Annotated in this window: 22 protein-coding genes; 18 read left to right on the forward strand and 4 right to left on the reverse strand. The window is 61.9% G+C overall.

Annotated features, from left to right (window positions below; all coding sequences use genetic code 11):
- Nucleotides 1–12: 12 nt before the first annotated feature.
- Nucleotides 13–429 (forward strand): DUF3010 family protein, encoded by a 417-nt coding sequence (locus tag LCU97_RS12995; RefSeq protein WP_232776698.1) that lies wholly within the window; start codon nucleotides 13–15, stop codon nucleotides 427–429.
- A gap of 69 nt (nucleotides 430–498) precedes the next feature.
- Here LCU97_RS12995 and LCU97_RS13000 read toward each other — a convergent pair whose 3' ends face one another.
- Nucleotides 499–1440, reverse strand: a complete 942-nt coding sequence (locus tag LCU97_RS13000; RefSeq protein ID WP_232776702.1) for a GlxA family transcriptional regulator — start codon at nucleotides 1438–1440, stop codon at nucleotides 499–501.
- Nucleotides 1441–1626: 186 nt separating this feature from the next.
- Here LCU97_RS13000 and choX point away from each other — a divergent pair, with 186 nt between their 5' ends.
- From choX to LCU97_RS13030, 6 genes are all read left to right on the forward strand, one after another.
- Nucleotides 1627–2571, forward strand: coding sequence for a choline ABC transporter substrate-binding protein (gene choX / locus LCU97_RS13005; protein ID WP_053156126.1), 945 nt, complete (start codon nucleotides 1627–1629; stop codon nucleotides 2569–2571).
- 72 nt (nucleotides 2572–2643) lie between these two features.
- Entirely contained in the window at nucleotides 2644–3531 is an 888-nt protein-coding gene (locus LCU97_RS13010; RefSeq protein ID WP_232776704.1) for a BKACE family enzyme, read from the forward strand.
- Between the two features lie 143 nt (nucleotides 3532–3674).
- Entirely contained in the window at nucleotides 3675–4640 is a 966-nt protein-coding gene (locus tag LCU97_RS13015; RefSeq protein WP_232776706.1) for an L-carnitine dehydrogenase, read from the forward strand.
- Nucleotides 4641–4764: 124 nt separating this feature from the next.
- Nucleotides 4765–5241, forward strand: coding sequence for a thioesterase family protein (locus tag LCU97_RS13020; RefSeq protein ID WP_053156116.1), 477 nt, complete (start codon nucleotides 4765–4767; stop codon nucleotides 5239–5241).
- Nucleotides 5242–5255: 14 nt separating this feature from the next.
- Nucleotides 5256–6419, forward strand: coding sequence for a gamma-butyrobetaine dioxygenase (locus tag LCU97_RS13025; RefSeq protein ID WP_232776709.1), 1164 nt, complete (start codon nucleotides 5256–5258; stop codon nucleotides 6417–6419).
- Nucleotides 6420–6790: 371 nt separating this feature from the next.
- Nucleotides 6791–7054, forward strand: a complete 264-nt coding sequence (locus tag LCU97_RS13030) for a hypothetical protein (protein ID WP_053156105.1) — start codon at nucleotides 6791–6793, stop codon at nucleotides 7052–7054.
- Nucleotides 7055–7165: 111 nt separating this feature from the next.
- On the opposite strand, the gene gbdR is transcribed toward LCU97_RS13030, so the two are convergent.
- Together gbdR and LCU97_RS13040 are read right to left on the reverse strand one after the other, a co-directional pair.
- On the reverse strand, nucleotides 7166–8269 hold the full coding sequence (gene gbdR, locus LCU97_RS13035) for a choline metabolism transcriptional regulator GbdR (RefSeq protein ID WP_053156102.1): 1104 nt from the start codon (nucleotides 8267–8269) through the stop codon (nucleotides 7166–7168).
- A gap of 460 nt (nucleotides 8270–8729) precedes the next feature.
- Nucleotides 8730–10106 carry an L-serine ammonia-lyase gene (locus tag LCU97_RS13040; protein ID WP_053156099.1) on the reverse strand — a complete coding sequence of 459 codons (1377 nt, stop codon included), beginning with the start codon at nucleotides 10104–10106 and terminating at the stop codon, nucleotides 8730–8732.
- 416 nt (nucleotides 10107–10522) lie between these two features.
- On the opposite strand from LCU97_RS13040, the gene LCU97_RS13045 reads away from it, so the two are divergent.
- The 3 genes from LCU97_RS13045 to choV all read left to right on the forward strand — a co-directional run bounded on the left by LCU97_RS13045 (nucleotide 10523) and on the right by choV (nucleotide 13554).
- Nucleotides 10523–11470 (forward strand): choline ABC transporter substrate-binding protein, encoded by a 948-nt coding sequence (locus LCU97_RS13045; RefSeq protein WP_053156096.1) that lies wholly within the window; start codon nucleotides 10523–10525, stop codon nucleotides 11468–11470.
- A gap of 63 nt (nucleotides 11471–11533) precedes the next feature.
- Nucleotides 11534–12379 carry a choline ABC transporter permease subunit gene (gene choW, locus LCU97_RS13050; protein ID WP_053156093.1) on the forward strand — a complete coding sequence of 282 codons (846 nt, stop codon included), beginning with the start codon at nucleotides 11534–11536 and terminating at the stop codon, nucleotides 12377–12379.
- Nucleotides 12376–13554, forward strand: a complete 1179-nt coding sequence (gene choV / locus LCU97_RS13055; protein WP_053156090.1) for a choline ABC transporter ATP-binding protein — start codon at nucleotides 12376–12378, stop codon at nucleotides 13552–13554. The genes choW and choV overlap by 4 nt, the downstream gene beginning before the upstream one ends.
- 68 nt (nucleotides 13555–13622) lie before the next feature.
- Here the strand turns inward: choV and LCU97_RS13060 are convergent, their stop codons facing one another.
- Entirely contained in the window at nucleotides 13623–15155 is a 1533-nt protein-coding gene (locus LCU97_RS13060; RefSeq protein WP_232776972.1) for a BCCT family transporter, read from the reverse strand.
- A 361-nt stretch (nucleotides 15156–15516) separates the two neighbouring features.
- On the opposite strand from LCU97_RS13060, the gene betI reads away from it, so the two are divergent.
- The 8 genes from betI (at nucleotide 15517) to LCU97_RS13100 (ending at nucleotide 26996) form a co-directional block, all read left to right on the forward strand.
- A complete protein-coding gene (betI, locus tag LCU97_RS13065) occupies nucleotides 15517–16137 on the forward strand; it encodes a transcriptional regulator BetI (protein WP_232776710.1) in 621 nt (206 codons plus the stop codon).
- 80 nt (nucleotides 16138–16217) lie between these two features.
- Entirely contained in the window at nucleotides 16218–17690 is a 1473-nt protein-coding gene (betB, locus tag LCU97_RS13070; protein WP_053156084.1) for a betaine-aldehyde dehydrogenase, read from the forward strand.
- Nucleotides 17691–17834: 144 nt separating this feature from the next.
- Nucleotides 17835–19538: a choline dehydrogenase gene (betA, locus tag LCU97_RS13075; protein WP_053156081.1), complete on the forward strand. Its 1704-nt coding sequence runs from the start codon at nucleotides 17835–17837 to the stop codon at nucleotides 19536–19538.
- A 320-nt stretch (nucleotides 19539–19858) separates the two neighbouring features.
- Nucleotides 19859–21301, forward strand: a complete 1443-nt coding sequence (locus tag LCU97_RS13080; protein WP_232776712.1) for a TldD/PmbA family protein — start codon at nucleotides 19859–19861, stop codon at nucleotides 21299–21301.
- On the forward strand, nucleotides 21301–22638 hold the full coding sequence (locus LCU97_RS13085; protein ID WP_232776715.1) for a TldD/PmbA family protein: 1338 nt from the start codon (nucleotides 21301–21303) through the stop codon (nucleotides 22636–22638). Before LCU97_RS13080 ends, LCU97_RS13085 begins: the two co-directional genes overlap by 1 nt.
- Before the next feature lie 121 nt (nucleotides 22639–22759).
- Nucleotides 22760–24187, forward strand: a complete 1428-nt coding sequence (gene mdtD / locus LCU97_RS13090; protein ID WP_053156073.1) for a multidrug transporter subunit MdtD — start codon at nucleotides 22760–22762, stop codon at nucleotides 24185–24187.
- A 138-nt stretch (nucleotides 24188–24325) separates the two neighbouring features.
- On the forward strand, nucleotides 24326–25663 hold the full coding sequence (dbpA, locus tag LCU97_RS13095; protein ID WP_232776973.1) for an ATP-dependent RNA helicase DbpA: 1338 nt from the start codon (nucleotides 24326–24328) through the stop codon (nucleotides 25661–25663).
- 154 nt (nucleotides 25664–25817) lie between these two features.
- On the forward strand, nucleotides 25818–26996 hold the full coding sequence (locus LCU97_RS13100) for a BaiN/RdsA family NAD(P)/FAD-dependent oxidoreductase (RefSeq protein ID WP_232776717.1): 1179 nt from the start codon (nucleotides 25818–25820) through the stop codon (nucleotides 26994–26996).
- The last annotated feature ends 2 nt before the right edge of the window (nucleotides 26997–26998 follow it).

Consider the following 26998-nt stretch of genomic DNA (forward strand, 5'->3'; position numbering starts at 1 on the left):
ACGAAGGCTCAAATGATCATCTGCGGCATTGAAATCAAAGGCAGCGAAGCCATCATCGCCGTTGCCTCGCTGGGTCAACAGGGCTTGAGCCATGTCGCGCACAACACAAAGAAAATCACCCTGGACGACGATGACGAAGCTGCCAACGTCAAGGTGTTCGCCGCCCAGGTAAGGGCGTTTGTGCTGGAAAACGGTATCGAACGGATCGCCATCAAGAAGCGCAGCAAAAAAGGCGAGTTCGCCGGTGGCCCGACCACGTTCAAGATCGAAGGGATTTTCCAGCTATTGGAAGGCTGCGAAGTAACACTGCTGTCACCGCAGACCATCAATGCCCAGAGCAAAAAGCATGACTTCGCTTTGCCGACGACGCTGAACAAGTATCAGCATGAGGCGTACAAGGCGGCGTGTGCGGCGTTGGTGAAACAATAATGCCCCCAGGCAAAGCAGATTTCCTGTGGCAGCGAGCAGGCTCGCTCCCACAAGGGTCTGTGTACGCCATCAGACCACCTTGCGCCGATCCTCTCGCGGACAGCGCTCGAACCGAGCTCGATAACTGCGTGTGAAATACGACGGCGACTCGAACCCACAGGCGATACTCACCTCCAGCACGCTCAAGTCAGTCTGGCGCAGCAGTTGCCGGGCCTTTTCCAGGCGCAGGCGCAGGTAGAAGTTGCTGGGGGTGTCGTTCAGGTGCAGGCGAAACAGGCGCTCGAGCTGGCGCCGCGTGACATTGATGGATTCGGCCAGGGCCAGGGTGCTCAGGGGCGGCTCGCTGTGTGCTTCCATCTCGCCGATGACGTGCACCAGCTTCTTGTTGCGAATGCCATAGCGGCTGGCGATCTCCATGCGCTGGTGATCCTTGCGCGGCCGGATGCGCCCGAGCACGAATTGCTCGCTGACCTGGATCGCCAGGTCGGCACCGTGGGCCTGGCCGATCAGGTCGAGCATCAAATCGATGGAGGCGGTGCCACCGGCGCAGGTGATACGACGGCGGTCGATTTCGAACAGTTCCTGGGTCACGCTGAGCGTTGGATAGGATTCCTTGAACGCCTCGATCGCTTCCCAGTGCAGGGTCACGCGATGGCCCTCCAGCAACCCCGCCTCGGCCAGGATCACGCTGCCCGTGTCGATACCGCCCAGGGTCACGCCATCGCTGTCCAACCGGTGCAACCAACGCTCCAGCGTCGGGGTGGCGAATTTCAACGGCTCGAACCCCGCCACCACCCACAAGGTCGCGCCTTTCTTCAAGGGTTCCAGTGCAGCATCGGCGTTGACCGACATGCCGTTGCTCGCCAGCACCGCCCCGCCATCGGCACTCAACACATGCCAGCGGTACAGTTCGCCACGAAAGCGATTGGCAACCCGTAACGGCTCGATGGCCGAAATGAAGCCAATGGCCGAAAAACCTGGCATCAACAGAAAGTAGAAATCCTGGGACATGGCGCACTCGACCGACGGGTAGCGTGGGGACCTTGATACGCCACTTGCCTGAGCCGTTCAAGAGGTCGCTGCAGTGCAAGTGCGCGTCGCCGCAGTGCGTTTTGCAAAGGGGCCGGCTGCGTAACTTGACATCACCGGCGCACAGACGCCGGACACTCATAACAATAAGCTGCCGAGGACCCCGCGATGAAACGATTGATCAGCACCTGCGTTCTTGCTTTGAGCGGTACTACTTTCCTGACCGGCGCAGCCATGGCAGCCGAGCCCGCCGCGTGTCAGAACGTGCGCCTGGGCGTGGTCAACTGGACCGACGTCATCGCCACCAGCGCCTTGACCCAAGTGATACTCGACGGCCTCGGCTACAAGACCAAACAGACCAGCGCTTCCCAGCAGATCATCTTTGCCGGCATTCGTGACCAGCGTCTGGACATGTTCCTTGGCTACTGGAACCCGTTGATGACCCAGACCATCACACCCTTCGTCGAAGCCAGGCAGGTGAAGGTGTTGGACCAGCCCAACCTCGGTGATGCACGCGCCACCCTGGCCGTGCCGACGTACCTGGCCGACAAGGGCCTGAAGACCTTCGCCGACATCGCGAAATTCGAGAAGGAGCTGGGCGGCAAGATCTATGGCATCGAGCCGGGCTCCGGCGCCAATACCCAGATCAAGGCGATGATCGCCAAGAACCAGTTCGGCCTGGGCAAATTCCAACTGGTGGAGTCCAGCGAGGCCGGCATGCTCGCGGCGGTGGACCGCGCCGTACGGCGCAAGGAAGCCGTGGTGTTCTTCGGCTGGGCGCCCCACCCCATGAACGTCAACGTGCAGATGACCTACCTGACCGGCAGCGACGATGCCCTCGGCCCGAACGAAGGCAAGGCCACCGTCTGGACCGTCACCGCACCGAACTACGCCGAGCAGTGCCCTAACGTCAACCGCCTGCTGAGCAACCTGACCTTCAGCGCCGAAGACGAGAGCCGGATGATGCAGCCGCTGCTCGATCACAAGGATCCGCTGGAGTCGGCCCGACAATGGCTCAAGGACCATCCGCAGGACAAACAACGCTGGCTGGAAGGTGTGACCACCTTCGACGGCAAGCCAGCCGCCGACAACCTGAAACTGACCAGTAACTGATCGAACGATCTCCATCTGCGCAGCTGCCGAACGGCTGCGCAGTGACTTAACACGCCTGAAGGAAATCGCACCATGAACCACGACGTCATCATCACCTGCGCACTCACCGGTGCTGGCGACACAACCGCCAAGAGCCCTCACGTACCGGTCACTCCGAAGCAGATCGCCGAGGCCGCCGTCGAGGCTGCCAAGGCCGGAGCCACCGTAGTGCATTGCCATGTTCGCGATCCCCGGACCGGCAAGTTCAGCCGCGATGTGGCGCTGTACCGTGAAGTAATGGAGCGCATCCGCGAGGCGGACGTGGACATCATCGTCAACCTCACCGCCGGCATGGGGGGCGACCTGGAAATCGGTGCCGGTGAACGCCCCATGGAGTTCGGCCCCAACACCGACCTGGTGGGCCCGTTGACTCGCCTGGCCCATGTCGAGGAGCTGCTGCCGGAAATCTGCACCCTGGATTGCGGCACCCTGAACTTCGGCGACGGCGACACCATTTATGTCTCCACCCCGGCGCAGCTGCGCGCTGGCGCCAGGCGCATCACCGAATTGGGGGTCAAGGCCGAACTGGAAATCTTCGACACCGGCCACCTGTGGTTCGCCAAGCAGATGATCAAGGAAGGCCTGTTGGACGACCCGCTGTTCCAACTCTGCCTCGGCATCCCGTGGGGCGCGCCGGCCGACACCACCACCATGAAAGCCATGGTCGACAACCTGCCGCCGGACGCGGTGTGGGCCGGCTTTGGTATCGGCCGCATGCAAATGCCGATGGCCGCCCAGGCGGTACTGCTCGGCGGCAACGTGCGGGTCGGGCTGGAAGACAACCTGTGGCTGGACAAGGGCGTGCTTGCCACCAATGGGCAGCTGGTCGAACGCGCCCGCGAAATTCTCAGTCGCCTAGGGGCGCGGGTGCTCACCCCGGCTGAAGGTCGCAAAAAGATGGGGCTGACCAAGCGTAGCTAGCCAGAACCGACTCCAAACCCTGTGGGAGCAAGGCTTGCCCGCGATGACGATGTATCAGTCGACATTAGCGCTGAATGTATCGCCGCTATCGCGGGCAAGCCTTGCTCCCACGGGAGACAGTTAATCCCCTTTAGGAAATCACCATGCGCTTTATCACGGACATCAAAACCTTCGCCGCCCTGGGCAGCGGTGTGATCGGCAGCGGCTGGGTCAGCCGCGCCCTGGCCCATGGCCTTGACGTCGTAGCCTGGGACCCCGCGCCGGGCGCCGAAGCGGCGCTGCGCAAACGTGTTGCCAATGCCTGGGGTGCGCTGGAAAAACAGGGCTTGGCGCCCGGTGCCTCCCAGGACCGCCTGCGTTTCGTCACCACCATCGAAGAATGCGTGCGCGACGCCGACTTCATCCAGGAAAGTGCCCCCGAACGCCTGGAACTCAAACTCGAGCTGCACAGCCAGATCAGCGCCGCTGCCAAGCCGGACGCATTGATCGGCTCCAGCACCTCGGGGCTGTTGCCGAGCGAGTTTTACGAAGGGTCCACCCACCCGGAGCGCTGCGTGGTCGGCCATCCGTTCAACCCGGTGTATTTGTTACCGCTGGTGGAGGTGGTGGGCGGCAGGCACACCGCGCCCGAGGCGGTCCAGGCCGCCATGCAAGTGTATGAATCCCTGGGCATGCGACCCCTGCACGTGCGCAAGGAAGTACCCGGCTTCATCGCCGACCGACTGCTCGAAGCGCTGTGGCGCGAGGCGCTGCATCTGGTCAACGACGGCGTGGCCACCACGGGTGAGATCGATGACGCCATCCGCTTTGGCGCAGGGCTGCGCTGGTCGTTCATGGGCACGTTCCTGACGTACACCCTGGCCGGCGGCGACGCCGGGATGCGTCACTTCATGGCTCAGTTCGGCCCGGCCCTGCAACTGCCGTGGACCTACCTGCCGGCCCCGGAACTGACCGAGAAACTGATCGACGATGTGGTAGACGGAACGCGTGAACAACTGGGCAACCACAGCATCCCGGCCCTGGAGCGCTATCGCGATGATTGCTTGCTGGCGGTGTTGGAAGCGGTGAAAACCACCAAGGCCAAACACGGCATGGACTTCACCGAATAACCTTGTGGGAGCGAGCTTGCTCGCGAAGAGGCCAGTACATCCGCTAAAAATTTTCTAGCCGATAGACCGCTTTCGCGAGCAAGCCCGCCCCCACATAAACCCAATCTTAATTTGGATGGTCATCATGCCCACCCTCACCACCTACCAAACCCACATCCGCCCCGAATGGGTCGATTACAACGGCCATCTGCGCGACGCCTATTACCTGCTGATTTTCAGCTACGCCACCGACGCGTTGATGGACCTGCTCGGCATGGATAGCCTGAACCGTGACGCCAGCGGCCATTCGCTGTTCACCCTCGAACTGCACCTTAACTACCTGCACGAAGTGAAGGTGGACGTCGACGTGGAAGTACGCACGCAAATCATCGGCCATGATGCGAAGCGCCTTCACCTCTACCACAGCCTGCACTTGGCCGGCGGGGATAAAGCGCTGGCGGGTAATGAGCAAATGCTGCTTCACGTCGACCTGGCCGGCCCGCACTCGGCGCCTTTCACGGAACCGACCCTGGGCAAACTCAAGGCGTTGCTCGAGGCTCAAGCCGACCTGCCGCCCCCGGCCTACATCGGTCGGGTTATCGCCCTGCCCCCTGCCCGATAGGACTGGAGACCGTCATGAACACCGCCGCCGCATTTGCCGACTTCCGCCGGTACCCATTGGTTCAGGCACTGACCGCTGCAACGTCTCTGGCCGACCGGGTGCAGGTCACCTGGGCCGATGGCCGGATCAGTCCGTTTCACCATCAATGGTTGCGGGACAATTGCCCTTGCCCTCTATGCGTCTACACCGTCACCCGCGAACAGGTGTTGGAAATCGTCGATGTGCCTGAAGACCTGGCACCGACCGCGACACGCCTCGACGACGAAGGCTGTCTGTGCGTGGATTGGCAGGACGGTCACCAGAGCCGCTTCGACCCAGGCTGGCTGCGCGCCCATGCCTACGACGACCAGTCCAGGGCCGAGCGCCTGGCGAACAGGCCCCAGCGCCAGCTCTGGCAGCGCGACTTGCAAATACCGGTATTCGATTACCAGGCCCTGATGGACGATGCCGGCGCCTTGCTGCAATGGCTGCTGGCAGTACGCGACATCGGCCTGACTCAGGTGCGCGGCGTCCCTACCGAGCCCGGTTCGCTGAAACGGGTCGCCCAGAAAATCTCCTTCATTCGAGAGAGCAACTTCGGCGTGCTGTTCAACGTGCAATCGAAGGCCGACGCCGACAGCAATGCCTACACCGCTTTCAACCTGCCCCTGCACAGCGACTTGCCGACCCGCGAATTGCAGCCGGGCTTGCAGTTCTTGCATTGCCTGGTGAACGACGCCGAGGGCGGCGAGAGCATTTTTGTCGACGGCTTTGCCATCGCCGAGGCCTTGCGCCAGGAAGACCCGGAGGCCTTCGATGCGCTGTGCCGGATCCCGGTGGAGTTTCGCAACAAGGACCGCCACAGCGACTACCGCTGCCTGGCGCCCATCATCGCTTTGGATGCCCTGGGACAGGTTGCCGAAGTCCGTATGGCGAATTTCCTGCGCGGGCCGTTCGACACGTCGGTCGAGCAGATGCCGAGACTCTATCGCGCCTATCGCCGCTTCATCGCCCTGACCCGCGAATCACGATTCCGAGTCATGCAGCGCCTGGAGCCTGGCCAGCTCTGGTGCTTTGACAACCGCCGCACCCTTCACGCACGCAATGCCTTCGACCCGGCTACCGGAGGCAGGCATTTCCAGGGTTGCTATGTTGATCGGGATGAGCTGTTGTCGCGGATCCTGGTGTTGCAACGCTAGACCGCGTAACGGCGATTCGCGAGCAAGCCCGCTCCCACAGGAGTACGCTTTTCAATGTGGGAGCGGGCTTGCTCGCGAAAACGGTCTCAGCGACGCCACCTCAACACCTGATTCACCCAGGCAAAAAAATCCCCGATCAAGCCGTGACAGGATCGGGGCAGGTTGCGTTACTGGAGGAGCTTTCCCGCGAGGGTGACCAAACCATCGTGATCCAGCTTGAGGCCAGTGTGCCCCAGTCGCCGCCGTGAGGAGTTAACCGAAAACGACCTGTTCATAGGTATCCGTGCCATTGCGACAATCTACCCTTGCCGCCGCTTCGGGTGGCTACCAGAATCGAGGCAGACCCCAATCCCCGAACAAGGAAAAGCGTCATGATGTACGCCGATTTGATCGACCAGGAAGACCTGTTGGGCCACCTCAAGTCCCTGGGCCTGCAGATACCCAACGGCTACACCGCCGAGCAGGCCTGCCTGTGCGCCGTGCGCGGCCTGGACAACGCTCGCGCCAACGACCTGCGTCGTATGGTCAGGGACATGTACACCAGCAGCGCAACCATATTGCCGGCCGTTCGCCAGGCGATCGAAGAGCAGTTGTTGCCGGCATTGGCGGATTACCAGAAAAACCACAACACCTGAAACCAATCGCGAGCAGGCTCGCTCCCACAGGGGACTTTGCGGATGCAACAGATAGTGTGCACACCGCAGATCCTGTGGGAGCGAGCCTGCTCGCGATGAAAGCGCCTCGGTCTACAGCCTCACACTGGCAAACGTCGACTCATTACGCGCCTGGCTCAACGCCGACAGCGGGCCGGACAACGGCGATAGCACCATGGCCTGTGGCAGCGGCACCATGGCGACCTGTTGCGTGGTGTTGGAACCGACGCGCTCGTCCCGTGGCGGAATGCCGAAGTATTCGCGGTAGCACTTGGAGAAGTGCGGCGTGGAGACGAAACCGCACACCGAGGCCACTTCGATGATCGACATCGGCGTCTGCTTGAGCAGTTGCCGTGCCCGGATCAGCCGCAGCTTGAGGTAATAGCGCGACGGCGAGCAATGCAGGTATTTCTGGAACAAACGCTCCAGCTGACGCCGGGACACGGCGACATACACCGCCAGTTCATCGAGGTCGATCGGCTCTTCCAGATTGGCCTCCATCAGCGCCACGATTTCCTGCAGCTTCGGCTGGTTGGTGCCGAGCATGTGCTTGAGCGGCACGCGTTGGTGATCCTGTTCGTTGCGGATGCGCTCATAGACGAACATTTCGGAAATAGCCGCCGACAGCTCGCGACCATGATCGCGACTGATCAGGTGCAGCATCATGTCCAACGGCGCGGTGCCGCCAGAGCTGGTGAAGCGGTTGCGGTCGAGGGTGAACAGACGAGTACTCATCGACACCCGCGGGAAAGCTTCCTGCATCGCGGCCAGGCATTCCCAGTGCACGCTGCAATCGAAGCCGTCCAGCAGGCCGGCGCAGGCCAGGGCCCAACTGCCGGTGCAGACCGCGCCCAGGCGACGCGATTGGCGGGCCTGGCCTTGCAACCAGGACACGTGCTCACGGGTCACGGTGCGCTGGATGCCGATACCGCCACACACGATGACAGTGTCCAGGTGTGGTGCTTTGTGCATGGAGGCATCGGGGGTGATCTGCAGACCGTCACTGGCCCAGACTTGCCCGCCGTCGACGGTGAGGGTGGTCCAGCGATACAGCTCGCGACCGGATAACTGGTTGGCCATGCGTAGCGGTTCTACCGCGGACGCCAGGGAAATCAGCGTGAAATTGTCCAGCAGCAAAAAGCCGATGGATTGAGGCGCACGGTTCTGGGGTTGGGCCCCGGAGTTGGACGTCGTCATCGCGGTATCTCCTCACACAAAGCGGGTGATGGCCTCAGGCGGAGGCTCTTGTTATTGCCATCGTCCTGTTGCCAGAGACGGGCTTTTTGGTGATAGAGCAATTGCCGTGCCTAAAGTTGAATGTGTGTTCAATAACTCCTGAAAACGACATCGCGTCCCGTCTAAACAAGGCGCGCATCGAGTATGGATATCAGCACTATTCTCGGCTGGCGACGGCTGTCACGGTGGACGGTGAGCAGTTCGGTAGCACTTGTGGGAACTGGGCTGCGCCGCTTGCGCAACCGGTATCACCACAGGACGGGTGACGAACGGTCGGGCGCCGTAAAACGGCTGGCCCGACAAATGGCGTCTTGTCTGTTAGCGACGCGCTAAAAGGTGGCGTGTTTTCGACTTGCTGCTCATTTTTCGAGCGATTTGCAGATCACCATCAGGACCGGTGAAGGCTTTCTGTGGCGTGTTGTCAGCACTCCACCGCACTCACCGCCAACCCGCCCCGCGAAGTTTCTTTATATTTGTCATGCATGTCGGCGCCGGTATCACGCATGGTGCGGATCACCCGATCCAGGGAAATGAAATGCTGGCCGTCGCCGCGCAGGGCCATCTGCGCAGCGTTGATAGCTTTCACGGCGGCAATGGCGTTGCGCTCGATGCACGGCACCTGCACCAGACCACCCACCGGATCGCAAGTCAGGCCAAGGTTATGCTCCAGGCCGATTTCCGCCGCATTGCACAGTTGTTCCGGCGTAGCGCCCAGCACCTCCGCCAGCCCTGCCGCGGCCATGGCGCAGGCCGAGCCCACTTCACCCTGGCAGCCGACTTCAGCGCCGGAGATCGACGCATTCTTCTTGCACAGAATGCCCACCGCCGCCGCACCGAGGAAATAATCCACCACGTTGGCGTCGGTGACGTCCTCGCTGAACTTCATGAAGTAATGCAGCACCGCCGGAATGATGCCCGCCGCGCCATTCGTCGGCGCCGTTACCATGCGCCCACCGGCAGCGTTCTCCTCGTTGACCGCCAGGGCGTACAGGTTGACCCATTCCATCGCGCTCAAAGTCGAGCCGATGACATTGGGCTTGTTCAGCTCCTGCAAACTGCGGTGCAATTTGGCCGCACGCCGACGCACGTTCAAACCGCCGGGCAGAATGCCTTCGTGCTTGAGGCCATGCTCGACGCATTCCTGCATGGCTCGCCAGAGTTTCATCAGGCCGCTGCGAATTTCTTCTTCCGAACGCCAGACCTTTTCGTTGGCCATCATCAACTCGGCTACGCGCAGGTTGTGGGTGCGACACAGCTCAAGCAACGCTTCGGCACTGGAAAAATCGTAAGGCAACTCGGTAGTGTCCAGGTCCACCACGCCGCTGGACGCTTGGGCCTGATCGACCACGAAGCCGCCGCCAACCGAATAATAAGTGTCACGGTGCAACTCGCCGTCGTCGCCTTCGGCCACCAGCGTCATCGCGTTGGGGTGGAACGGCAGGTTTTCATCGATCAGGCGCATGTCCCGTGCCCAGACGAATGGCACCGACAGGCGATTATCCAGCAGCAGGGTTTCGGTTTCGCGCAGCCGCTCGATGCGCGGGCCGATCTGCGACGGGTCGATTGCGTCCGGCCACTCTCCCATCAAGCCCATGATCACCGCGTTGTCGCTGCCATGGCCAATACCGGTGGCCGACAACGAACCATATAACTGCACTTCGATCCGGCGCACTTTCTCCAGAAGCGACATACCACGCAGCGCCTCAACGAACAGCGCCGCGGCGCGCATGGGCCCCACGGTGTGGGAACTGGACGGACCGATACCGATTTTAAACAGGTCGAAAACACTGATTGCCATTGCCTAGAACCTCCAGAACGGGCACCGGAGCGCCCAGTGACGGAGCTGCTACGCTCAACGCCGGGATGGCCGCATCATCCGGCTTTTGCCTTGGGGTTCGACGTCTGACACCGACGCAATCATGCCCACCAACGTCGCCCGGTTTACGACAGGCTCCTGCGCCGTTTTTTTGCGTGTCAGAGGCCGACCAAGGGCGGAAAAAATCTGTAAACGACGTCACCGACACTGGATGCGACCATCCCTGTACTGGATACGACCCACCCTGTAGGCGACAGATTTGCACTGGTACATGATCGGTTACGGCTCGTTTTCAAGGCCGCGTGTCGAGACAGTGTTCACGCGCCACCAACCGCAACACTCATACAAAGCGCGGATGTCCGACCGGACACCGCCGATAAAACACCAGGAGTCCACTCATGAAAGGTTCCAAGCCGTTGTTGTTGGCCGCCATGCTGAGTCTTCCGATGCTGGCCAACGCAGCTGAACCCGAGCAATGCAGCACCGTCAACTTTTCCGACGTCGGCTGGACCGACATCACCGTGACCACCGCCACCACCAGCGTGATTCTCCAGGCCCTGGGCTACAAGACCAAGACCACCATGATTTCCGTACCGGTGACCTACAAGTCCCTGGCCGACGGCAAGAACATGGATGTATTCCTCGGCAACTGGATGCCGACCATGGAGAACGACATCAAGGCCTACCGCGATGCCGGCACCGTGGAAACCGTGCGGACCAACCTCACAGGCGCGAAGTACACCCTGGCGGTTCCCGAAGCCTTATATGAAAAAGGGCTCAAGGATTTCAAAGACATCGCCAAATTCAAGAAAGAACTCGACGGCAAGATCTACGGCATCGAGCCGGGCAACGATGGCAACCGTCTGATCCAGAGCATGATCGACAAGAACGCCTTCGGTCTGAAGGACGCCGGCTTCAAGGTCGTCGAATCCAGCGAAGCGGGCATGCTGTCGCAGGTTGAGCGGGCGTCGAAACGCGGCACCGACGTGGTGTTCCTCGGCTGGGCACCGCACCCGATGAATACCCGCTTCAAGATCCAGTACCTGACCGGCGGCGATGATTTCTTCGGTCCGGACTTCGGCGCGGCCACCGTAGCGACCAACACCCGCAAGGGTTACACCCAGGAATGCAGCAATGTCGGCCAGTTGTTGAAGAACCTCGAGTTCACCGTCGACATGGAAAGCAAACTGATGGGCAACGTGCTCGACGACAAGATGAAGCCGGAGGCCGCCGCCAAGGCCTGGCTGCAGAAAAACCCACAAGTACTCGATACCTGGCTCGCTGGCGTGACCACCATTGACGGTAAACCTGGCCTGGAAGCCGTGAAAGCCAAGCTCGCCCAGTAATCGTTATGCCGGGCAGGTTCGCCCGCCCGGGCTGTTTATCCCTTGCATGCGGACGTTCATACCATGCTGATTGATCAGAAAATACCCTTAGGCCAGTACATCGCGAGCTTCGTCGAATGGCTGACGCAACACGGTGCCAGTACCTTCGATGCCATCGCCGCGTCACTTGAAGCGATGATCCACGGCGTGACATTTGCGCTGACCTGGTTCAACCCGCTGGCGTTGATCGGCCTTATCGCCCTGCTGGCACACTTCATCCAGCGCAAATGGGGCCTGACGGTATTCGTCATCGCGTCGTTTCTACTGATCCTGAACCTGGGTTACTGGCAGGAAACCATGGAAACCCTCGCCCAGGTGATGTTCGCCACCCTGGTTTGCGTAGTGATCGGCGTGCCGCTGGGCATTGTTGCCGCGCACAAGCCGATGTTCTACACGATGATGCGTCCGGTGCTCGATCTGATGCAGACCGTACCGACCTTCGTGTACCTCATTCCTACCCTGACCCTTTTCGGTCTGGGTGTGGTCCCGGGCCTGATCTCAACGGTGGTGTTCGCGATTGCCGCGCCCATCCGCCTGACCTACCTGGGCATCTGCGACGTTCCGGAAGAACTGATGGACGCCGGCAAGGCCTTTGGCTGCTCCCGTCGCCAGCTCCTGTCGCGCATCGAACTGCCCCATGCGATGCCCAGCATCGCGGCCGGTGTCACCCAGTGCATCATGCTGTCGTTGTCGATGGTGGTGATCGCCGCGCTGGTGGGCGCCGATGGCCTGGGCAAACCCGTGGTCAACGCACTGAACACCGCCGATATCGCCCTGGGCTTCGAAGCAGGCCTGGCAATCGTACTGCTGGCGATCATGCTCGACCGAATCTGCAAACAACCCGACGCAAAAGCAGGGGGTGACGCATGAGCATCATTCGTTTCGAAGACGTCGATGTCATTTTCTCCAACCGCCCCAAGGCCGCACTGGACCTGCTGGACAAAGGTTTTTCGCGTCCTGAGATCCTGCAGCAGACCGGCCTGATCGTCGGCGTGGAAAAAGCCAGCCTGTCCATCGAGAAAGGTGAGATCTGCGTCCTGATGGGCCTTTCCGGGTCCGGCAAATCCAGCCTGCTGCGCTGCATCAACGGCTTGAACACCGTCAGTCGTGGCAAGCTGTTCGTCGAGCACGAAGGGCGACAGATCGACATCGCCTCCTGCTCCCCCGCCGAACTGAAGATGATGCGCACCAAGCGCATCGCCATGGTGTTCCAGAAGTTCGCCCTGATGCCTTGGCTGACCGTGCGCGAGAACATCAGCTTCGGCCTGGAAATGCAGGGTCGTCCCGAGAAGGAACGGCGCAAGCTGGTGGATGAGAAACTCGAGCTGGTGGGCCTGACCCAGTGGCGCAACAAGAAACCCAACGAGCTGTCCGGCGGTATGCAGCAACGGGTCGGCCTGGCCCGCGCCCTGGCGATGGACGCCGATATCCTGCTGATGGACGAACCCTTCTCGGCCCTCGACCCGCTGATCCGTCAAGGCCTGCAGGATGAGCTGCTGGTACTGCAACGCAAACTGCAGAAGACCATCGTGTTCGTCAGCCATGACCTGGACGAAGCCCTGAAACTGGGCAGCCGTATCGCGATCATGAAGGACGGCAAGATCATCCAGTACAGCAAGCCGGAAGAGATCGTGCTGAACCCGGCGGACGACTATGTGCGCACCTTCGTCGCCCATACCAACCCGCTCAACGTGCTCTGCGGTCGCAGCCTGATGCGCACCCTGGACAACTGCAAGCGCATCAACGGTTCGGTGTGCCTGGATCCGGGCGGCGACTCCTGGCTCGATCTGGCCGAAGGCAACACCATCAAGGGCGCACGGCAGAATGGCGCCACCCTGGACCTGCAGAATTGGGCGCCGGGCCAATCGGTCGAGGGCCTGGGCCGTCGCCCGACGCTGGTGGATTCCAACATCGGTATGCGCGATGCCCTGCAGATCCGCTACCAGACCGGCAACAAACTGGTGCTCCACGACAACCAGAAAGTGGTCGGGATCCTCGGCGACAGCGAGTTGTACCACGCGCTGCTCGGCAAGAACCTGGGCTGAGCCCACACCAACAAAAACGCCGCGAGAGATCGCGGCGTTTTTGTTAGTGCTGAAGATGGGCCGATGCCTCAGGCAGCGGCACGGCTCCCTTGCAGTACCACGGACTCCTGCTCGATCTGCACGTCCCGGCGCATGGCCTTGTGCAAGCCAAACATGAAGAACACCAGCACCACCGAGAACGGCAATCCGGCCAGCACCACCATGGTTTGCATGGCTTCGAAGTTACCGGCAAACAACAGACCGATGGTCACCAGCGTAATCACCACCGACCAGAAGATCCGCAGCCAATGTGGCGCATCTTCATCCACGGTGCCGCCCTTGCACGAAAGGTTGGCCATCATCACTGCACCGGAGTCCGCCGGGGTCAGGAACAGTACGAAACCCACAAAGATCGACACGCCGATCACCACTTTCGACGCAGGGTAATGTTCGAGCAATTGGTAGATCGCCATGGACGGCTGTTCCAATGCCGTCTTGCCCAGTTCCACGGCGCCCTGGTTCATCACCAGGTCCAGGGCCGAGTTACCGAAGATCGACAGCCAGGCCAAGGTAAAACCCAAGGGAATCAACAACACGCCGGCCACCAGTTCGCGCACCGTGCGGCCACGGGAAATACGCGCAATGAACATGCCCACGAATGGCGCCCAGGAAATCCACCAGGCCCAGTAGAACAGGGTCCACAGGCCCAGCCAGCGGTCGGCCTCGGCGCCGTCGCCCTGATACACATACAGGTCGAAAGTCTTCAGTACCACGCCGTTGAGGTAATCGCCGATGTTCTGCACGAAGCCGTTGAGCAGGTGCAGGGTCGGACCGAACAGCAAGACGAAGATCAGCAAGCAACTGAACAGCACGATGTTCAGGTTGGACAGTCGGCGGATGCCGTTTTCCACGCCGGACACGGCCGCGATGGTCGCCACGGTGCTCATGACGATGATCACGATCAGCAGGTTGGTGTTGCTGTGTGCCATGCCAAACAGGTTTTCCAGCCCGGACGCGACCTGCAGGGAACCGATCCCCAGGTTAGTCACCAACCCCAGCAGGGTCACGAACATGCCGAAACCGTCCACGGCGTGTCCGGCAGAGCCCTTGACCCAGCGCTCGCCCACCAGCGGATACAACGCCGAACGCAAAGCCAGTGGTTGGTGATGCCGGTAGGCGAAATACACCACGGCCAGGCCGACCAGGGCGTAGATCGCCCAACCGTGCAGGCCCCAATGCAGGAAGGTCAGCTGCACCGCCTGACGCGCCGCCTGATGAGTACCGGCCGCACCCTCCGGCGGATTGAAGAAGTGATCCAACGGCTCGGAGGCGCCGAAGTACAGCAGCGAAATGCCGATGCCCGACGAAAACAGCATCCCGGCCCAGGCCCCGTAGCTGAAGTCCGGCGTATCGTCCCGGCTGCCCAGCTTGAGCTTGCCGTAGGAAGAAAAGGCCAGGCCGACCACGAAGACCAGATAGGCCGCAATCACCACCATGTAGTACCAGCCGAAGCTGCGGGACAACCACGCCTGGGCGATGCCGAGCAACCGACCGGCCTCCTGCGGCGTGGCGATCAGGACGGCGGTCAGCAGCAGGATCAACACGGTGGAGGTGTAGAACACCCAACCGTTGACCGTCACCTTCTGCGGTGGGTTTTTTATTAGAGAGGCAGAACTCATTGCACGGATGCTCCAGGCAGTGCGAGAGAAGGACAGGACACGCAATCCCCGACCAATCGGTAAGTGGGCAGCCGACCGGCGGGTGTTATAAAGACACCCACAAAGCTCCTGCCCCGCAAATCGTGGGTCACAGGCTTCGGATGTCTTGTTTCTGCGCCATTTACTCGTAGGAAATTTCGGTAAATCGCGACGAATTGTCGCAGAGCTTATTCTTTGTTGATTGAACGTTCAATCAAAACAAAATAGACTGGCCCTCGATGGCTGGACGTGACCCGTCCGCCGGATGGCCTAAGGAGATGTGCAGATGCCCAAGGTCGGTATGCAACCCATACGCCGCCAGCAATTGATCGAAGCCACGTTGCAGGCTGTCGATCAGGTCGGGATGGGGGACGCCAGCATTGCGCTGATTGCCCGCTTGGCCGGTGTCTCGAATGGCATCATCAGTCACTACTTTCAGGACAAGAATGGCCTGATCGCGGCCACGGCCCAGTACCTGATGACTGTCCTGAGCGAGAACGTCACCGCGCGCCGTCAGGCGCTGGAGGATACGAGCCCGCGGGCGCACCTCAAGGTGATCATCGAAGGCAACTTCGACGCCAGCCAGGTCAACGGCCCGGCAATGAAAACCTGGCTGGCCTTCTGGGCCACCAGCATGCATCACCCGTCTTTGCACAGGTTGCAGCGGATCAACGATCACCGTCTGTATTCCAACCTGTGTTGCCAGTTCCGTCGCGTGTTGCCCGTCGATGAGGCGCGCAGTGCGGCACGGGGCCTGGCCGCTCTGATCGACGGGTTGTGGCTGCGCGGCGCGCTGTCGGGAGACGCGTTCGACACCGCCCAGGCACACCGGATCGCTTACGAATACATGGATTTCCAACTGGCCAAGTCAGGGGCGCCAGAGCACACAGAACCGCTCGACTCCTGAACCGCCACCGACCCGCGTAGTCAGCTGTAAAGGACGCGCCCGGTGGATACGCCAACCACTTATGCACTTGCGAGGACTTTATGGCCCGTTTCGAACTGCAAAAACTCTACATCGATGGCGCGTACAGCGATGCCAGCGGCGACGCCACTTTCGAAGCCATCAACCCGGCCAACGGTGAAGTGCTCGCCCTGGTGCAACGCGCGACCAAGGAAGACGTCGAGCGCGCCGTGGTCAGCGCCGAAAAGGGTCAGAAAGTCTGGGCGGCCATGACCGCCATGCAGCGCTCGCGCATCCTGCGCCGCGCCGTGGACATCCTGCGCGAGCGCAACGATGAGCTGGCTGCCCTGGAAACCCTGGACACCGGCAAGGCTTATTCCGAAACCCGTTACGTGGACATCGTCACCGGTGCCGATGTGCTGGAGTACTACGCCGGCCTGGTACCCGCCATCGAAGGCGAGCAGATCCCGCTGCGCGACACTTCGTTCGTCTACACCCGTCGCGAACCCTTGGGCGTGGTGGCCGGCATCGGCGCATGGAACTACCCGATCCAGATCGCCCTGTGGAAATCCGCTCCGGCCCTGGCGGCCGGCAACGCGATGATCTTCAAGCCAAGCGAAGTGACCTCGCTGACCACCCTGAAACTGGCCGAGATCTATACCGAAGCGGGCGTCCCGGCAGGTGTGTTCAACGTCCTGACCGGCAGCGGCCGTGAAGTCGGTACCTGGCTGACCGAACACCCACGCATTGAGAAAGTCTCCTTCACCGGCGGCACCGACACCGGCAAGAAAGTCATGGCCAGCGCTTCGAGCTCTTCGCTCAAGGACGTGACCATGGAACTGGGCGGCAAGTCACCGTTGATCATCTGCGACGACGCCGACCTGGATCGCGCCGCCGACACCGCGATGATGGCCAACTTCTACAGTTCCGGCCAGGTCTGCACCAACGGCACCCGCGTGTTCGTACCGAGCCATCTCAAGGCTGCATTCGAAGCCAGGATCGCCGAACGCGTGGCGCGCATCCGCGTGGGCAATCCAGAGGACGAAAACACCAACTTCGGCCCGCTGGTGAGCTTCGCCCACATGGAGAGCGTGTTGGGCTACATCGAGAAAGGCAAGGCCGAAGGCGCACGCCTGCTATGCGGCGGCGGTCGCCTGACCGACGGCGAGTTCGCCAAGGGCGCGTTCGTCGCTCCGACGGTGTTCACCGACTGCACCGACGACATGACCATCGTGCGCGAAGAAATCTTTGGCCCGGTGATGAGCATCCTCACCTATGACACCGAGGAAGAAGTCATCCGCCGCGCCAACGATACTGATTTCGGCCTGGCTGCCGGTGTCGTGACCCGCGACCTCAACCGCGCCCACCGCATCATCCATCAACTGGAAGCCGGTATCTGCTGGATCAACGCCTGGGGCGAATCCGACGCCAAGATGCCGGTCGGTGGCTACAAGCAATCGGGCGTGGGCCGCGAGAATGGGATCAGCTCGCTGAACAACTTCACGCGCATCAAATCGGTACAGGTCGAGTTGGGCGATTACGCGTCGGTGTTCTGAATCGGCGTCGCCCATGCGGCCGTCATCGCGAGCAGGATCGCTCCCACAGGAGTCCCCCATTCAATGTGGGAGCGAGCCTGCTCGCGATGGAGTGCAAAGCACTCCTCGGCCCTGACCTGAACCCATTAACAGAGGGTACATTTCATGTCCCAAGAATTCGATTACATCATCATCGGTGCCGGCTCGGCCGGTAACACCCTGGCAACCCGCCTGACCGAAGACGAAGGCGTCACCGTCCTGCTGCTCGAAGCCGGCGGTCCGGACTATCGCCTGGACTTCCGCACCCAGATGCCCGCCGCCCTGGCGTTCCCGCTGCAAGGCCGGCGCTACAACTGGGCCTACGAGACCGACCCGGAGCCGCACATGAACGGCCGCCGTATGGAATGCGGTCGCGGCAAGGGCCTGGGCGGCTCTTCGTTGATCAATGGCATGTGCTACATCCGGGGCAACGCCCTGGACTATGACAACTGGGCCAAGCTACCCGGCCTGGAAGACTGGACCTACCTGGACTGCCTGCCGTATTTCCGCAAGGCGGAAACCCGTGACATCGGCCCGAACGACTACCACGGCGGCGACGGTCCGGTCAGCGTGACCACGCCCAAGCCCGGCAACAACCCGTTGTTCCAGGCCATGGTCGAAGCCGGCGTCCAGGCCGGTTACCCACGCACCGAAGACCTCAACGGCTATCAGCAGGAAGGCTTCGGCCCGATGGACCGCACGGTCACGCCGAACGGCCGTCGCGCCAGCACCGCTCGTGGCTACCTGGACGTCGCCAAGAAGCGCTCGACCCTGACCATCATCACCCATGCCCTGACCGACAAGATCCTGTTCGAAGGCAAGCGTGCCGTGGGCGTGCGTTACCTGGTAGGTGCCGCTGAAGAGCGCGTCGAGGCCCGCGCCCGCCGGGAAGTGCTGCTGTGCTCTGGCGCCATCGCCTCCCCGCAGATTCTGCAACGCTCTGGCGTCGGTCCCGCCCAGTTGCTCAAGAGCCTCGACATCCCGGTGGTCCACGACCTGCCGGGCGTCGGTGAGAACCTGCAGGATCACCTCGAGCTGTACCTGCAATACGCCTGCACCCAACCGGTCTCGCTGTACCCCTCGCTGCTCTGGTACAACCAGCCGGCCATCGGTGCCGAGTGGCTGTTCAACGGCACCGGCATCGGCGCCAGCAACCAGTTCGAGGCCGGCGGTTTCATCCGCACCCGCCCGGAATTCGATTGGCCGAACATCCAGTACCACTTCCTGCCGGTGGCGATTAACTACAACGGCAGCAACGGTGTGAAGGAACACGGCTTCCAGGCGCACATGGGCTCCATGCGCTCGCCGAGCCGCGGGCGGATCCGACTGAAGTCCAAGGACCCGCGCCAGCATCCGAGCATCCTGTTCAACTACATGGCCACCGAGCAGGACTGGCAAGAATTCCGCGACGGCATCCGCCTGACCCGCGAAATCATGCAACAGCCGGCGCTCGATGCGTTCCGCGGCCGCGAGATCAGCCCGGGCATCGACGTGCAGACCGATGAACAACTGGACCAGTTCATCCGCGAACACGCCGAAACCGCGTTCCACCCGTCCTGCTCGTGCAAGATGGGCACCGACGACATGGCCGTGGTAGATGGCGAAGGTCGCGTGCACGGTCTGCAAGGCTTGCGTGTGGTGGATGCTTCGATCATGCCGATCATCACCACTGGCAACCTGAACGCGCCGACGATCATGATGGCCGAGAAAATCGCCGACAAGATTCGCGGCCGCCAGCCCCTGCCCCGCAGCACCGCGCCGTACTACGTGGCCGGCGACGCCCCCGTGCGTGGCAAGCCATTGCGGGAAGTCGGCCCTACCGCGCAGTAACTGTCACACCGCCATCGCGAGCAGGCTCGCTCCCACAAGGAATGGTGTCGGGTACAAATCTTGTGTCCGACACCGATCAAAATGTGGGAGCGGGCTTGCCCGCGAAGAGGTCAGCACATTCAACGTCTTCACCGCCTGTCACACCGCCCTTCGCGAGCAAGCTCGCTCCCACAGGGATCTGCGGTGAATACTAATCCGGTGCCGCCCTGACATCCACACCCCCTTGCTCCTTGATCCCTCCCCCACCCCAGGCCTAATCTAGAGCCGCCGCGTCAATGCGCCACACCTCGCTGCACCGTCACTTCCAACAAGGAGGTTCCATGTTCGACTTCCACCCCCAGCTCAAGCAGCGCTTCGCTGCCTTGCGCACGGGCGCCGAATTTTTTTCCCTGCGTTATGTGCGCGAGTCCGGCCAGCATCTGTCGGTACGCAAGAACATCGCCGAACCGCCCAGCCTGAACCGTGACGAAGGCGCGATGCTTACCGTCCGGGTGAACGGTATCGAGGCTTACGCGGCCACCAACGACTTGTCCCAGGCCGGCCTGCAAGCGGCGCTGGAGCGGGCCGAGCAGCAAGCCCGCCGACTCAAGCCCCATGCCTTGCTCGATCTGCGCGAACAAAGGGCGTCCACCGATCGCGCCGATTACTTCTCGCCCCATTTCGACCAGGCGTTCCCCTCGCTGAGCGATTGCTTCCAACTGCTGGGCGACGAATCGGCAGCGGTCCCCCGGGACGAGCGCCTGGTGAACTGGCAAGTCAGCATCGGCCTGACCCAGGTCGAGCAGATCTACCTCAACAGCGCCGGCGCCGAACTGCGCCAGGCCCAACGTTTCATCTACCCGGCCCTGGCAGTCACCGCCTTCGACGGCCATGACAGCCAGACCCGCACCCTGGGGCGCGAGAACTTCGGCCAGCAGGGCGGCTTCGACGTCATCCAGCGTTGCGGCCTGGTCGGCGCCGGACCGAAGATCGCCGACCAGGCCCTACAACTGCTGCTGGCACCGAACACCCCGCAAGGCCCTCGGGACCTGTTGCTGATGCCCGACCAGATGATGCTCCAGATCCACGAATCCATCGGCCATCCACTGGAGCTGGACCGGATCCTGGGAGACGAGCGCAATTACGCCGGCACCAGCTTCGTCAAGACCAGTGATTTCGGGCACCTGCAGTATGGCTCCAGCCTGCTGAACGTGACTTTCGACCCGGACATTCCCGAGGAACTGGCCAGCTACAGCCATGACGATGACGGCAGCCCCGCCAGCAAACAGTTCCTGATCCGCGAAGGCCTGCTGCTGCGTCCACTGGGAGGTGCGCTGTCGCAATTGCGTGCTGGCCTGGACGGTGTCGCCAACAGCCGCGCCTGTGGTTGGAACCGCCCGCCCATCGATCGCATGGCGAACCTCAACATCGAGCCGGGCGATCAGACTCTGGAGCAACTGATCCAGGGCATCGAGCACGGCGTGCTGATGCGCACCAACCGTTCCTGGTCCATCGACGATGCGCGGAACAAATTCCAGTTCGGTTGTGAATGGGGACAGTTGATCGAGAACGGCGAACTCAAGGGCGTGGTGAAAAACCCCAACTACCGGGGCATTTCCGCGCAGTTCTGGAAGAGCCTGCGGGCCGTGGGCGATGCCGCTACTCGACAGGTCCTCGGCACGCCGAACTGTGGCAAGGGTGAGCCGAACCAGGTCATCCGCGTCGGCCATGCATCGCCGGCGTGCGTGTTCAGCAACGTTGATGTGTTTGGGGGGGACGCCTGATGAGTACCGTCAATAATCAGGCCGAGGCGTTCAAGACGCTGGTCGACTGGCTGCACGGTGCACTGCGTGCGTCCGAACAGTTCACCCTTGGCTACGCCGCAGAATCCTCGGCCTTCGTGCGCTTCAACCATGGCAAGGTCCGTCAGGCCGGGCAGGTGCAGCAGGCCAACGTAAGTTTCAAACTGATCGACGACGGTCGCCATGCCGATTTGCAGATCACCTTGTCCGGCGACACCGCAACGGACCTGCAACGCCTGTCCGAAGGGCTGCAACAGCTGCGCGATACCCTGCCGCTGCTGCCAGCCGATCCGTACCTGCTGCTCAACCCCAACCACTGGCAAAGCGACAACACACAGGCCCATCCGCTACCGGACACCGAACAGGCCGTTGCCGAAATCACTGGCGCCGCCCAGGGCCTGGATCTGGTGGGAATCTATGCCGCCGGGCCCATCAGTCGTGGCTTCGCCAGCTCTGCGGGCGCGTTCGGCTGGCATCAAGCCAACAGCTTCAACTTCGACTTCAGTCTGTTCCACGAAAACGGCCAGGCCGTGAAAGCCAGCTACGCCGGACACCAGTGGAGCACCGAAGGATTTGCCCAGCGCTTCGAACTGGCACGCCAGCAACTGGCGTTCCTGGGTCAACCGCTGCGTACGCTGCCACCCGGCGAGTACCGCGCCTATCTGGCGCCGGCCGCGTTGGAAGAAATCATGGGCATGCTCAGTTGGGGCGGTTTCTCGGCCCAAGCGATTGGCAGCAAGCAGAGCCCGTTGCAGAAGTTCTATGCCGGCGAAGCGCATTTCAACCCCAATGTGTGGCTGCGCGAGCAGGTCAGTGGCTCACTGAGCCCGGCGTTCTCCGATGAAGGTTATCCGCGCGACGACCTGGCATTGATCGCCAGAGGCACGGCGCTCGATCGCTTGGTCAACTCCCGCAGCGCCGCCGAATATGGCCTCGCCGCCAACGGTGCAAGCAGCTACGAGTACCCCACGGCGCTGGACATGAAAGAAGGTCAGCTGGCCCAGAAGGACATTCTTGAGCAGCTCGGCACCGGGTTGTACATCAGCAATCTCTGGTACCTGAACTACTCGGATCAAGCCGCCGCCCGCCTGACCGGCATGACCCGCTTCGCCACGTTCTGGGTCGAGAATGGCCGGATTGTGGCGCCGGTCAGCACCATGCGCTTCGACGACAGCGTCTACAGCCTGCTGGGTTCGCAGCTCGAAGGCCTGACCCGGGAGCGGGAACTTCTGCTCTCGGCCAGCACCTACAGCCAACGGGCCACGGCCTCGATGCTGTTGCCCGGAGCCTTGATCAAACGCTTGACCCTGACCCTGTAAAAAAGCATCGCGGGCAAGCCTTGCTCCCACAGATGGAATGCAAGGCCATGTTCAACACCTGTGGGAGCAAGGCTTGCCCGCGATGAAGCCACCACCCATCCTCTGACACCCAAGAGGCCCCATGCCCAACCGCGCCCCGCTTGATGCCGTCACTGCCCGCTGGCTCCCCTGGGTAGTGGCGATCGCCTTCTTCATGCAGTCCCTGGACGGGACCATTCTCAACACGGCCCTGCCCGCCATGGCCACTGACCTGGCGGAAAACCCGCTGCGCATGCAGGGCGTGATCATCGCCTACATGCTCACCGTGGCGTTGTTGATCCCGGCCTCGGGCTGGATCGCCGACCGCTTCGGCACGAAGAAAATTTTCTTCGGGGCGATCCTGCTGTTCAGCTTCGGCTCGCTGCTGTGTGCCCTGTCCAATTCGTTGAGCATGCTGATTGGCGCCCGGGTCATCCAGGGACTGGGCGGCGCGCTGATGCTGCCGGTCGGCAGGCTGGTGGTGCTGCGCGCCTACCCGCGCTCGGAACTGGTGCGGATCATGGGCTTCATCACCATCCCCGGCCTGCTAGGCCCGTTGATCGGCCCGACCATGGGCGGTTGGATGGTGCAATACCTGACCTGGCATTGGATCTTCCTCATCAACCTGCCGGTGGGCGTGATCGGCTGTTATGCCGTATGGAAGTTCATCCCGGACCTGCGCGGCTCCGAACGCACGCGGTTCGACGGGCTGGGCTTCTTGCTGTTCGGCGCGGCGATGGTATTGATCACCATCGCCATGGAAGGCTTGGGTGAACTGCATTTGCCGCACCTGCGGGTGATGCTGCTGCTGTTTGGCGGCATGGCCTGCCTCGCCGCCTACTGGGTGCGGGCCGGACACGTCGAAAACGCCCTGTTCCCGCCCTCGCTGTTCAAGACCCGGACCTTCGCGGTGGGCATCCTCGGCAACCTGTTCGCACGCCTGGGCAGCGGCGCCTTGCCGTTCCTGGTGCCGTTGTTGCTGCAAGTCGCCCTGGGTTATTCGCCATCCCAGGCCGGGATGAGCATGCTGCCCCTGGCGGCGGCGGCGATGGTCGCCAAGTCGGTCGCTCGACCGTTGATTGAGCGTCTGGGCTACCGCATCGTCCTGACCGGCAATACCCTGGCCTTGGGCATCATGTTGGCGAGCATGGGCCTGGTGAGCGAACAGACGCCGTACTGGCTGCTCCTGGCGCAACTGGCGGTGCTGGGGGCGATCAACTCGTTGCAATTCACGGCGATGAACACCGTGACCCTGATCGACCTCGACGACGCCAGCGCCAGCAGCGGCAACAGTTTGCTGTCCGTGGTGGCGCAACTGTCCCTGAGCCTGGGCGTGGCCTGTGCCGGTGCCCTGCTCGGTGGTTTCACGGCCCAGGTCGGTAATGACGGCGTGGACACAGTACTGGGCGCGTTCCAATTGACCTTCGTGACGGTGGGGATCATGGCGATGTTGGCGGCGACGATTTTTTCCCAGTTGTCGAAGGAGGATGGCCGGCGGCGCAAGCGTCCCGATGAGCATATCGAGCACTAGAATTTTGAATGCACAGCTCGTCCAGAAGGTTCGAAGGAAGTGGCACGAGGCTGCTACACTGCGCGACATTTTGTTTTGCAGGCCCGCCCCGTGACCACCATCGCCACCGCTTTCAATACTTTGCCGCTGTCCGCCGCCATGCTGGCTAACCTCGAATCGCTCGGTTATGCCCAGATGACGCCGATCCAGGCGCAAAGCTTACCGGTGATCCTCAAGGGCATGGACCTGATCGCCCAGGCCAAGACCGGCAGCGGCAAGACCGCAGCCTTCGGCATTGGCTTGCTGAACCCGATCAACCCGCGCTACTTCGGTTGCCAGGCGCTGGTGATGTGCCCGACCCGCGAGCTGGCCGACCAGGTCGCCAAGGAACTCCGTCGCCTGGCCCGGGCCGAAGACAACATCAAGATCCTGACCCTGTGTGGCGGCGTGTCTTTCGGCCCACAGATCGCCTCCCTCGAACACGGCGCCCACATCATCGTCGGCACCCCGGGACGCATCCAGCAACACCTGAGCAAGGGCACGCTGGTGCTCGACGGTCTGAACACGCTGGTGCTCGACGAAGCCGACCGCATGCTCGACATGGGCTTCTACGACGCCATCGAAGACATCATCCAGCAGACTCCGGAACGCCGTCAGACGTTGCTGTTCTCCGCCACGTACCCGGTGGGCATCAAGCAGCTGGCCTCCAAATTCATGCGCGATCCGCAGCAAGTAAAGGCCGAGGCCCTGCACTCCGACGCGCAGATCGAGCAGCGCTTCTACGAAATATCCCCTGAAGCGCGCATGGAGGCCGTGATCAAGGTGCTGGCGCATTTCCGCCCGGCCTCTTGCGTGGCGTTCTGCTTCACCAAACAGCAAGTGCAGGAAACCGTCGATCACCTGACGGCCAAGGGTATTTCCGCCGTTGGCCTGCATGGCGACCTGGAACAGCGCGACCGTGACCAGGTGCTGGCGATGTTCGCCAACCGCAGCACGTCGGTGCTGGTGGCCACCGACGTGGCGGCCCGTGGCCTGGACATCGATGCCCTGGACATGGTCATCAACGTCGAACTGGCCCGGGACCCGGAAATCCACATCCACCGCGTCGGCCGCACCGGACGCGCCGGTGAAAAAGGCATCGCTATCAGCCTGGTATCGCCGTCCGAAGCACACCGCGCCCAGGCCATCGAACAGTTACAGAAGTCTCCGCTGAATTGGGATCAACTGGACAACCTCAAGCCCCAGGGCGGCGGCCCGCTGCTGCCGGCCATGAGCACCTTGTGCATCGCCGCCGGACGCAAGGACAAGGTCCGCCCCGGCGACATCCTCGGCGCCCTGACCGGTGAAGCCGGCATTCCCGGCACCCAGGTCGGCAAGATCGCGATCTTCGACTTCCAGGCCTATGTGGCCGTGGAACGCGGCATCGCCAAGCAGGCGCTCAAGCGCCTGAACGAAGGCAAGATCAAGGGGCGGTCGTTGCGGGTGCGGATTTTGTAGAAGCGATCTTCAATCCACCGAAGATCCTCTTGTGGGAGCGGGCTTGCCCGCGAAAGCGGTGCATCAGTCTATTCAATGCTGACTGGCACGCCGCCTTCGCGAGCAAGCCCGCTCCCACCTATTTAGTTGTGTGGCGATTTGAGAGGACACCGTTTTGCGCTCTACCGAAGTCGTGATCATTGGCGCTGGCGCCGCGGGGTTGATGTGCGCGATGACCGCCGCCGGGCGCGGTCGACAGGTCATGTTGCTGGACCACGCCAACAAGGCCGGCAAGAAAATCCTCATGTCCGGTGGCGGGCGTTGCAATTTCACCAACATGTATACGGAACCGGGCAATTTTCTTTCGCAGAACCCGCATTTCTGCAAATCAGCCCTGGCTCGCTACACCCAGTGGGATTTCATCGCCCTGGTGGCCAAGCACGGCGTGCCCTATCACGAGAAGAAACTCGGTCAGTTGTTCTGTGATAACAAGTCCAGCGACATCCTCGGCATTCTCCTGGACGAGTGCGACCAGGCCGGTGTGCGCCTGCACCTGGACACCTCCATCGAGCAGATCGAAAAAACCGACGGCGGCTATCTTCTGCAAACCACCCTCGGCACCGTCGCCTGCCAATCCCTGGTCATCGCCACCGGCGGACTGTCGATCCCGACCCTGGGGGCCACCGGTTTCGGTTATCAGGTGGCCAGGCAGTTCGGCCACCAACTGCTGCCGACCCGCGCCGCACTGGTGCCTTTCACCATTACCGATCAGCTCAAGACGCTGTGCACCGAACTTTCCGGCACGTCGGTGGACTGCCTGGTGAGCTGCAACGGCCAGAGCTTTCGCGAGAACATTTTGTTCACCCATCGTGGTCTCAGCGGCCCGGCGATCCTGCAGATCTCGTCGTTCTGGGAGCCAGGCGATACGGTGCAGATCAACCTGCTGCCGGATCACGACGTGCCGCAGTGGCTGCAACAACAGCAGGCCGAGCGCCCCAACAGTGAGCTGAAAACCCTGTTGGGCGAGTTGTTCACCAAAAAAATGGCCAACCTGCTGGCCGACACCTGGTTCGTCTCCAAGCCCATGAAGCAGTACACCCACGCGGAGCTGGCGGACATCGCCGAGAAGGTGGCGAGCTGGAACGTCATCCCGGCCGGCACCGAAGGCTACCGCACCGCCGAGGTTACGCTGGGCGGCGTCGACACGCGGGAAGTGTCCTCCAAAACCATGGAATCGCTGAAAAGCCCTGGCCTGTATTTCATTGGCGAAGTGCTGGACGTCACCGGCCACCTGGGCGGGTTCAACTTTCAGTGGGCGTGGGCATCGGGGTATGCGGCGGCGCAGTACGTCTGAAT

This window comes from Pseudomonas uvaldensis (assembly GCF_021271205.1).
Lineage (GTDB): Bacteria > Pseudomonadota > Gammaproteobacteria > Pseudomonadales > Pseudomonadaceae > Aquipseudomonas > Aquipseudomonas uvaldensis.